This is a genomic window from Pseudohaemophilus parahaemolyticus (genome assembly GCF_938021905.1).
GTDB lineage: Bacteria > Pseudomonadota > Gammaproteobacteria > Enterobacterales > Pasteurellaceae > Haemophilus_A > Haemophilus_A parahaemolyticus_B.
Genome location: NZ_CALIFA010000063.1, coordinates 23936 through 32392, shown reverse-complemented (window position 1 = coordinate 32392; position 8457 = coordinate 23936). Strand labels below are relative to the sequence as shown.

Below are 8457 nucleotides of genomic sequence, written 5' to 3'. Positions count from 1 at the left end.
ATAAAAATTTCCATTTAGCTTTAAAATTAAACATAAAATTAACCAAATATTAACGATTCTCATTTTTTATAGTAAATTGAATACATTACCATTTTAAGAACTCCGATCACTTAAATGTACCAGATATTTTGTTCAATATACCTATAAAAAAACCGCTTGCAGATTCACTCTACAAGCGGTTATTTTTTCTTTATTTATCGCAATTATTTTTTCAATAAATCACGAATTTCAGTCAATAATTTTTCTTCAGCCGTTGGCTCTGGTGTTTTTTCTGGCTCTGGCTCTGGGGCTTTTTTAAGTGAGTTGATAATTTTCACCATCGCAAATACCGCAATTGCGATAATTAAGAAATCAAACACGTTTTGAATGAACGCACCGTATTTCAACATTACGGCTTCCGCACCTTCTTTTGCAGGTGCAATTTCGATTGCTAAATCTTTGAAATCCACGCCACCGATGATCCAACCGATAGGTGGCATAATCACATCACTTACTAATGATGAAACGATTTTACCAAACGCACCACCGATGATCACACCGACTGCCATGTCGACTACATTGCCTTTTACCGCAAATTCACGAAACTCTTTTAAAATGCTCATTTTGTTTTCCTTAAAATAAAAAATCGCCCACGATTGTGGACACGCGGGCGATTATACGCATAATCTCATTTTTAGATAGAAAATTTACATCTCTTTACTTTAGCCCCAAATCCAACAGCTTCCCGAACTGTTCCACCTGAGCCCAATCGGTAAATTCATACTCTTTGCTAGCATCTGTTTCACCTTTAGTCAGCTTCATAATGAACTGAATCATCATGCGATCAAAGAATTTATAACGTGGGTAAAGCAACGCACCAGCAATTACTTCTACATAGTTTGGCTGCCACGCAATTTTAGCAAGGAATTTTCGCACGTAAGTGTTACTCTCTGCTGTTCTGCGGTTCGGTTTACGAGCGGTTAAATTTACACTGAAAAATGCGGATTTCTTCTGATTTAACACCACTTGGTGTTCTGCTACAAAGCGGTACACTAACGGGTTAAAATGCCCGTAACGAATCGACGCACCAATCACAATTTGGTCGGCATTTGCTAATTTTTCAGCAAAATCGACCGCTTGATCTTGTAGGGAAATCACGTCCACTTCGTGGCTGATTTGTGCGGCTAGTTTGTCAGCAATCTTCTTGGTTTGACCATCGGTCGTAAAATATAAAATCAGGGTTTTCATTGTTAATCTTTCCAAAAAACAGGGCTTAAAATCACGAGCAAGGTAAACACTTCCAAACGCCCACACACCATCGCAAAGGTCATTACCCATTTTGCGCTGTCTGGCACTTGGGTGAAGTTGGTGCTCACGCTACCCAATGCGGGACCAAGGTTATTCAGGCTTGCTAATACTGCGTTGAAAGCATCGAACGACTGCATTCCGCATAAAATTGCCATCAGCCAACAAAGAATAAAGACAAAAATATAAGCAGAGAAAAACGCCCAAATTCCCTCTTCGATACGGTCAGAAAGCACTGATTTGCCAAGCTTAATCGGTTTTACTGCATTCGGGTGTACAAAGCGGTGAATTTCTCGATTCATTTGCAAATAGAGCAATAACACACGAATAACCTTCAATCCTCCACCTGTTGAACCTGCACAACCGCCAACAAAAGAGGCTAAAATAAGCAAGGTCGGTAAAAATGATGGCCATTGGCTGAAATCTGTTACCCCAAAACCTGCAGTGGTAGAAATCGACACCGCTTCAAACAATACTTGATCAATGGTTGTCCTGTTGAAATATTGGTGGAATACCAGCACTATCACACAAATTAAAAACAGAGCAATTTGGATAAACATAAAGGAGCGAAATTCATAATCTCGCCAATAAAGACGTTGCAACACTGTACTTTTACGTTTCTCTTTCGGGTCTTTCAACTGGCTAAACAAGGTAAAATGCAAAGCGAAGTTACACGACGAAATCAGTAAGAAAAAGACCGTGATATAGTTAATCGTGGTGCTATTAAAATAACCGATGCTCGCATCATGAGTTGAAAATCCACCAATCGAAATGGTTGCAAAGCTGTGTGAAATCGCATCAAAGGGGGTCATACCCGCTAACCAATACGCCAAACCACATAAAATCGTGAGCGAAAGATAAATTTGCCACAACATTTTGGCTACTTCTGCAATCCTCGGTTGCATTCGCTCATCTTTGAGTGGACCTGGCATTTCCGCTCGATAAAGCTTACCCAAACCCATCATTGGAATAATCGCAATTGCCAACACAATGATCCCCATTCCACCTAGCCATTGCAAAAATTGGCGGTAGAACAATATCGCTTTAGGGAGTTCGTCTAATCCCGTAATGACCGTTGCCCCCGTGGTTGTTAGCCCTGAAAAAGACTCAAAAATCGACTCGCTGAAATTCAAATCTGGGTGTTCCAGCAGGATGAACGGCACAGCCCCAAGGCTGCCCAATACGATCCAGAATAGCACTACAATCAGAAACCCCTCGCGGGAGCGTAATTGATCTTTGTAATCTCGACAGAACCACCAAAGAGTTGCCCCTACTGCAAACGTAAGCGCAAAGGATTCTAAGAACTCACGTCCACCGCCGTCGCCGTAAATTAAGGCAACCACCGCAGGCAACAGCATCGTGAGCGAAAAGCTCATTACTAACACGCCAACAATGCGAATAATCGTTAAAAACTGCACCTTATTACTCTTCTTTCTCTAACACTAACCGCCCCGCAAAACGTTGCGTAAGCGAGTCTTGAATTTGCTCAACTTGAGCAGGATTTACCGCCCAACGAAGTACGATTTTCTCACTAAATTGCTGTTCGAGTATCTCAATATCCCAATCTTGCAACAAGTGACTGATCGTATTAAATTGCTCATATTCACACTGCAAGCGGTAATTTTCTCGCAATACTTTACGAATTGTTTCAAGTTTCAACAGTGCCTGTTGCACACCATTACCATAAGCCTTAACTAGCCCGCCTGTACCCAGTAAAATACCACCATAATAACGCACTACCACAGCAGTAATTTCGCCCAAGCCTGAACCAAGCAAATAACTTAACATCGGCTTTCCTGCTGTGCCAGAAGGCTCGCCATCGTCCAAAAAACCGTATTGTTGCGAGTCTGTAGGCATTCCTGCTACCGTTGCCCAACACCAATGACGAGCAGACGGATGCAAGGCTTTTATCTCCGCTAAAAATGCCTTGGATTGCTCCATCCCTTCCGTGTGGCGAAGGTAGGTTATAAATCGGCTTTTTTTGATCTCTTCCTCAAAAATCGCCTCCGATTTTGGGATAAAAAATTCCATTCTGTTCTCTTATTGCAACAAATTGGGCGTATTTTAGCAAAAAAAGCTTAATTATATTGCTTAATTTCTTCGTTAATTACTGCTGCCAAATCTCCCCTACCCCTCTTTGCTAAAGAGGGGATATTTCTTTATTAAATAAAATTTATCTGACTCATTTACATTTTTATAATGTTAAAGTAAAAAAGCAAAATTTAAATTTACTGTGATCTAATCCCCTCTTTAGCAAAGAGGGGTAGGGGAGATTTGGCAGAAGAAAAAACGAAGAAATTACTCTATTTTCTGCTAAAATCCCCCATCATTCATCTACTTTATTCGATTATGTCAAAACTCAATATTATCTTTGCGGGCACTCCTGATTTCGCCGCCCAACATCTACAAGCCTTGCTTAATTCAGAACACAACGTCATCGCCGTTTACACCCAACCCGACAAACCTGCGGGCCGAGGTAAAAAACTACAAGCTAGCCCCGTCAAACAACTTGCCGAAACGCACAATATTCCTATTTATCAGCCGAAATCGTTGCGTAAAGAAGAAGTGCAAGCAGAGCTTAAAGCCTTAAATGCGGATGTGATGGTGGTGGTTGCTTATGGTTTGATTCTGCCTGAAGCGGTGTTAAATGCACCTAAATATGGCTGTTTGAACGTGCACGGTTCAATCCTTCCACGTTGGCGAGGTGCAGCCCCTATTCAACGTGCGATTTGGGCAGGTGATAGCCAAACAGGCGTAACCATTATGCAGATGGACATCGGTTTAGACACAGGCGATATGTTGCACAAAGTGTATACCGATATTTTACCGACTGAAACCTCAGCTTCACTTTATCAAAAGCTTGCCGAGCTTGCCCCGCCAGCGTTACTCGAAGTGTTAAACGGATTAGAAAACCAACAATTTAAACCTAAAAAACAAGATGACAATTTGGCAAACTATGCGGAAAAGCTCACTAAAGAAGAAGCAAAATTAGACTGGAATTTGCCTGCTTGTCAGTTGGAACGCAATATTCGAGCCTTCAATCCAGCCCCAATTGCATTTTTAACGGTAAACGTGAATGGCAATGAAGAACGAGTAAAAATCTATCAAGCCAATGTGTTACCACACCAAGAAAAAGCACTCGGCACCGTAATTGCTTTTGATAAAACGGGCTTGCAAATTGCCACTCAAGATGGCGTATTAAACATCACCCAACTTCAACCACAGGGCAAAAAACCAATGTCAGTGCAAGATTTCTTAAACGGACGAGCAGATTGGTTTAAGGTGGGTGAACTGTTGGCTTAAGCTATAAACTCACCTGCGGATAAAACCCCTCGGTCAATCTCACTGCTTGTTCAAGGGAAATAGTTTCTACGGTTACGGTTAGATTTCTGGCTTGCAGATCTTGAGTGAGAGCAAATACGTTCTCGCGATTTGCAAAAAGTTGCGGATTTTTAACCGCTTGCAACACGCCATCTTGCCATAAAAGTAGGGCGTCGGTCGGTTGTAGTTGGGCAAGCAAGGTGGTAAGTTCTTGCTTGTCGTATTGGGCTTTGGATAGTGTATAAAGCATTTATCTCCTCACTGTTAAAACGTCAGCACTTTTTCGGCTTGATGTAACACTTCAAACAGTCTGTTTTTGCTCACTTTTTGAGCTTCTTTAAGCACAAGCTCTGCATTATCTAATCCGCGTTCAACAAGGCTTTCTTTGCAGATAAAACATTCCGTCAAATCGTAAAGCTCAATCAATTTGAAAGTGGCAATATGATCTTTTTGAAGCAACAATCCAGGCTGTTGGTGGGCAATCAAATTGAATACGCCATCGTTGAGGAAACAGATCGCAAGCTGTTCTTCCTCGCAAAATGCACTGGCGGCAAGCAAGGCATCCAACCCTTCACGGCTAATGCTTGTGCCAAAAGGTGGTTGGATAAATAAAATCGCTAATTTATATTTCATTTTAAAAGGTCAGTAATCTATCGGCTTTGAGCACGGCTTGGCTGAATTCTCCCAAGCCTGCCAGAATAAAAGGCTTGGCAAGGTTCTCTTCAACAATGCCGCGGCGTTGTGCAGCAGAGATGCAGAGATGCAACGACAAGCGGTGATTTTCTGCCAATTTTTTCCAATGTTCCACTAAATTCACTTCATCGCTTGCGGGATTGACCAACATATTCGCATTGCTTACACCGTTTTGGAAAAAGAAAATCTGGCGTATTTCGTGTCCACTAGCTAATAACTGCTCTGCAAATTGATAGGCTAAATACGCCGCTTGTGAGCCATACACTTCGCCTTTTATTGCTAAAACATACTGCATTATTCGCTTCCTTTCTCTTCTGCACCTTGCTTAATTTGACGGATGTAAAGGTAAACCGTGTGACGGGAAATATCCAACCGCTCTGCGACTTGGTTGATTGCCTCTTTAATATCAAAAATCCCTTTCTCAAACAGCGACACCACGATTTGACGATTTTTATTGTTGTTGGCAACCGTGCGATCGCTCATTACCTCTTCAATAGTACGATCGATGGTTTGAGCCACCAGATCTTCGACTGAGCTAGCGAAATTAACGGAAGTATCGTTTTCCTCGTGCGGTGGGAAGAAGGCGTTTAAGAATTGCGAGGTCGGCACATCCAAGTTCATATTGATGCAAATAAATCCTATCACGTGCTGTTTGCGATTTCGAATAGCGATAGTGACCGATTTCATCAATACGCCCCCACCTTTACCACGTGTGAAATACGGTTTGGAGACGCTGTCGGTTTGCATATTATGTAACGAGCGTAGAGCTTTGTCGGTTAATGGCGAGCCGATTTTGCGGTCAGTGTTGTGTCCGTTTACCACGTAAATAGCGGAATGTTCAAGAAATTCGAGCGAATGTAACACGATTTCGCAATGTTCGCCCAAGAGTGCAGCAATACCGTCAATCACGGGGAAGTAAGAGGCGAGAATAGCATGATCTTCATCGGTGTAGGGGGTGAAAGTGCTCATTTGATTGTAGGGTGGGGTATCCCACCGATTAACTGTTGATATGCAAATAAAAATGGTGGGCTAAAAGCCCACCCTACACATTACCTAATTATTTAGCTGGTTTAAAATCCAACAATTCAATCTCAAATTTTAAGGTTGAATTCGCAGGGATTTTACCTGCCGAACGATCACCATAACCTAATGCAGGTGGAACGACGATTTCCATTTTACCACCTTTTTTCAACATTGGGATTGCTTCGATCCAACCTGGAATCAGTTGATTTAATTGGAATTCCACAGGTGCATTACGGTCGTATGAGCTGTCAAATACCGTGCCATCAGGTAATGTGCCTTTATAGTGCACTTTGACCATATCCGTTTTGCTTGGGCTTGCCCCTTCGCCTGCTTTTTCAATTTTATATAATAAGCCCGAATCAGTTTTTTTCACGCCTGCTGTTTTTGCATATTCTGCACGGAATTTATCACCTTCCTCAATCGTTGCTTTTGATTTTTCCGCTTGAATTTTTTGCTCTTGTGAAGAGAGATAGCTATCTAATGCTTTCAACTGATTTTGTAAATCTTCATCGGTCAATTTACCTGTTTTTTTCAAGGTATCTTGCACACCTGCTAAGATTTTATCTTGGTTATAAGTGAAAACCGCTTTTTGAGATTCCACAATCCCTTCGATATTTTTACCCATCAACACACCGACTGCGTATGATGAATCATCCACGAATTTTTTATCCGCTTTTTGCTCTGCCATCACAGAACCTGCAACCAATGTTGCCATTAATGTTGCAACTAAAGTAAATTTTTTGTTTAACATCCTATATTCCTCATAAAAGATTGGTAAGATATAGCCCAATAGGGTAAAGTGTATTTCTTTTTATGACAACCTTTTTTATTAAAAATGCCCTCAAATCTTGAATTATTTAACAGAATTGAAGAACTTGAAACCAAAGTTTCCTTTCAAGAAATAACGATCGAAGAATTAAATCAAGCTTTGATCGATCAACAATTCGCCCTTGATAAACTCCAAACCCAAGTTCGCCATTTGGCGGAAAAATTCAAAGGCATCTCGGCAAGCAACGTGGCTTCTCGCGAAGAAGAAACACCACCGCCGCACTACTAATCTTAATTTATGCTGTACCTACAAAAACTTCTCTTGATTCGCCGATTTTTCTCCACATTGGCATTCTTTTCAATGCAAACGGTCTTTTTTATCTACCTTCAGAAAAAAGGACTAAGCAACAGCGAAATCGCTTTTTCGCTCTCGTTGCTCTTTTTCTGCAATCAAGCACTTGCTATTTTTGCAGGCATCTGGGGCGATCGCTTCGGGCTTGCCAAAATGATGTTGCTTGGCTGCTTTTTAGATGTGCTTGCTTACATCTTTTTCCTCTCGGCAGATCACTACTTTCTCTTACTACTTGCCACCACCTGTTTTGGTCTAGGGAGTTGCTTATTTGGTACGAACGCCAAAGCCTGTTTACTCGCAATTGCGGGCGATGAATATGCTGAGAAAACACGTCTACAAGGCAAATATCTCAAAGTCACATCAATGTCTTCAATGGGTGCCCCGCTTTTGGTGATTCCGTTTATTAAGTACGATCACATCAATGCTCTCATTTGGGCGTGCTTTGCAATTGAAGCGATTTTGTTTGTGATGATGATTAAGCCGTTTTCACAAATACAATCGGTACAAAAATTGGTGAAATTTCGCTTTTCGCAAATCCGTGACATTATGACCAAAGATTTTCTCTTTGTGCATTTGATGCTCTTTATCCCGCTCTCAATTACAACTTCTTTTTTCGTGATTTTCCCGTTTTTGTTCGACAATAAACTCGGTTTGCCAGAACATTCGCCCATTGCACTATTTGTGAATGGTTTATTAACTGTGCTTTTGCAAAGCACTTTTTCACGCAAAATTAACCTCACTCCAAAACAGACCGCTTGGGTTGCCCCAATTTTGTCGGTCGGGATTGTCGTTCCGTGGTTTTTGACTTTACATTATTTGTCAATTTACACTGCTTATCTTTACTTAGTAATTTTCACTGTCATTGAGGTTTATGCTCTCACGGCAATGGCAAATCTGCTGGTAAAATTCGACAACGGTACGCATCGAGGCTTTATTTTCGGGGCTTCTCGCTTGCTACTTTCAATTGCAACGGTGGGAGTAATGAACCTCGTTCCTCATCTGTTTTTAGTGTAACG

General features: G+C 41.4%; 12 protein-coding genes. 3 read left to right on the top strand and 9 right to left on the bottom strand.

Translation table 11 applies throughout. The features are described 5' to 3' along the window. Window positions 1–203: 203 nt before the first annotated feature. From mscL to QMF79_RS06145, 4 genes are all read right to left on the bottom strand, one after another. The gene (gene mscL, locus QMF79_RS06160) at window positions 204–602 is read right to left on the bottom strand and encodes a large-conductance mechanosensitive channel protein MscL (RefSeq protein ID WP_281773135.1); all 399 of its coding nucleotides are present in this window, start codon (window positions 600–602) and stop codon (window positions 204–206) included. A 94-nt stretch (window positions 603–696) separates the two neighbouring features. Next, the gene (gene hemG, locus QMF79_RS06155) at window positions 697–1227 is read right to left on the bottom strand and encodes a menaquinone-dependent protoporphyrinogen IX dehydrogenase (protein ID WP_281773134.1); all 531 of its coding nucleotides are present in this window, start codon (window positions 1225–1227) and stop codon (window positions 697–699) included. A 2-nt stretch (window positions 1228–1229) separates the two neighbouring features. Next, on the bottom strand, window positions 1230–2702 hold the full coding sequence (locus QMF79_RS06150; RefSeq protein WP_281773133.1) for a TrkH family potassium uptake protein: 1473 nt from the start codon (window positions 2700–2702) through the stop codon (window positions 1230–1232). 4 nt (window positions 2703–2706) lie between these two features. Then, window positions 2707–3315 carry a YigZ family protein gene (locus tag QMF79_RS06145; protein WP_281773132.1) on the bottom strand — a complete coding sequence of 203 codons (609 nt, stop codon included), beginning with the start codon at window positions 3313–3315 and terminating at the stop codon, window positions 2707–2709. Window positions 3316–3633: 318 nt separating this feature from the next. Between QMF79_RS06145 and fmt the strand changes: the two genes are divergently transcribed. Continuing rightward, on the top strand, window positions 3634–4587 hold the full coding sequence (gene fmt, locus QMF79_RS06140) for a methionyl-tRNA formyltransferase (protein ID WP_281773139.1): 954 nt from the start codon (window positions 3634–3636) through the stop codon (window positions 4585–4587). A 1-nt stretch (window position 4588) separates the two neighbouring features. Here the strand turns inward: fmt and tusB are convergent, their stop codons facing one another. The 5 genes from tusB to fkpA form a co-directional block, all read right to left on the bottom strand. Beyond that, window positions 4589–4855 carry a sulfurtransferase complex subunit TusB gene (gene tusB / locus QMF79_RS06135; protein WP_111313402.1) on the bottom strand — a complete coding sequence of 89 codons (267 nt, stop codon included), beginning with the start codon at window positions 4853–4855 and terminating at the stop codon, window positions 4589–4591. 14 nt (window positions 4856–4869) lie between these two features. Continuing rightward, entirely contained in the window at window positions 4870–5238 is a 369-nt protein-coding gene (tusC, locus tag QMF79_RS06130; RefSeq protein WP_281773131.1) for a sulfurtransferase complex subunit TusC, read from the bottom strand. Between the two features lies 1 nt (window position 5239). Then, a complete protein-coding gene (gene tusD / locus QMF79_RS06125) occupies window positions 5240–5593 on the bottom strand; it encodes a sulfurtransferase complex subunit TusD (RefSeq protein WP_281773130.1) in 354 nt (117 codons plus the stop codon). Next, window positions 5593–6267: a helix-turn-helix transcriptional regulator gene (locus QMF79_RS06120; RefSeq protein WP_281773129.1), complete on the bottom strand. Its 675-nt coding sequence runs from the start codon at window positions 6265–6267 to the stop codon at window positions 5593–5595. Before QMF79_RS06120 ends, tusD begins: the two co-directional genes overlap by 1 nt. 88 nt (window positions 6268–6355) lie before the next feature. After that, the gene (gene fkpA, locus QMF79_RS06115) at window positions 6356–7072 is read right to left on the bottom strand and encodes an FKBP-type peptidyl-prolyl cis-trans isomerase (RefSeq protein ID WP_040217635.1); all 717 of its coding nucleotides are present in this window, start codon (window positions 7070–7072) and stop codon (window positions 6356–6358) included. Between the two features lie 84 nt (window positions 7073–7156). Between fkpA and QMF79_RS06110 the strand changes: the two genes are divergently transcribed. Beyond that, a complete protein-coding gene (locus QMF79_RS06110; RefSeq protein WP_111428039.1) occupies window positions 7157–7378 on the top strand; it encodes a SlyX family protein in 222 nt (73 codons plus the stop codon). 12 nt (window positions 7379–7390) lie between these two features. Continuing rightward, the gene (locus QMF79_RS06105) at window positions 7391–8455 is read left to right on the top strand and encodes an MFS transporter (protein ID WP_281773138.1); all 1065 of its coding nucleotides are present in this window, start codon (window positions 7391–7393) and stop codon (window positions 8453–8455) included. Window positions 8456–8457 lie beyond the last annotated feature (2 nt).

Coding starts and splice junctions, on each gene's coding strand:
- mscL (WP_281773135.1), bottom strand. CDS start 602: ATGAGCATTTTAAAAGAGTTTCGTGAATTTGCGGTAAAAGGCAATGTA.
- hemG (WP_281773134.1), bottom strand. CDS start 1,227: ATGAAAACCCTGATTTTATATTTTACGACCGATGGTCAAACCAAGAAG.
- QMF79_RS06145 (WP_281773132.1), bottom strand. CDS start 3,315: ATGGAATTTTTTATCCCAAAATCGGAGGCGATTTTTGAGGAAGAGATC.
- fmt (WP_281773139.1), top strand. CDS start 3,634: ATGTCAAAACTCAATATTATCTTTGCGGGCACTCCTGATTTCGCCGCC.
- tusB (WP_111313402.1), bottom strand. CDS start 4,855: ATGCTTTATACACTATCCAAAGCCCAATACGACAAGCAAGAACTTACC.
- tusC (WP_281773131.1), bottom strand. CDS start 5,238: ATGAAATATAAATTAGCGATTTTATTTATCCAACCACCTTTTGGCACA.
- tusD (WP_281773130.1), bottom strand. CDS start 5,593: ATGCAGTATGTTTTAGCAATAAAAGGCGAAGTGTATGGCTCACAAGCG.
- QMF79_RS06120 (WP_281773129.1), bottom strand. CDS start 6,267: ATGAGCACTTTCACCCCCTACACCGATGAAGATCATGCTATTCTCGCC.
- fkpA (WP_040217635.1), bottom strand. CDS start 7,072: ATGTTAAACAAAAAATTTACTTTAGTTGCAACATTAATGGCAACATTG.
- QMF79_RS06110 (WP_111428039.1), top strand. CDS start 7,157: ATGCCCTCAAATCTTGAATTATTTAACAGAATTGAAGAACTTGAAACC.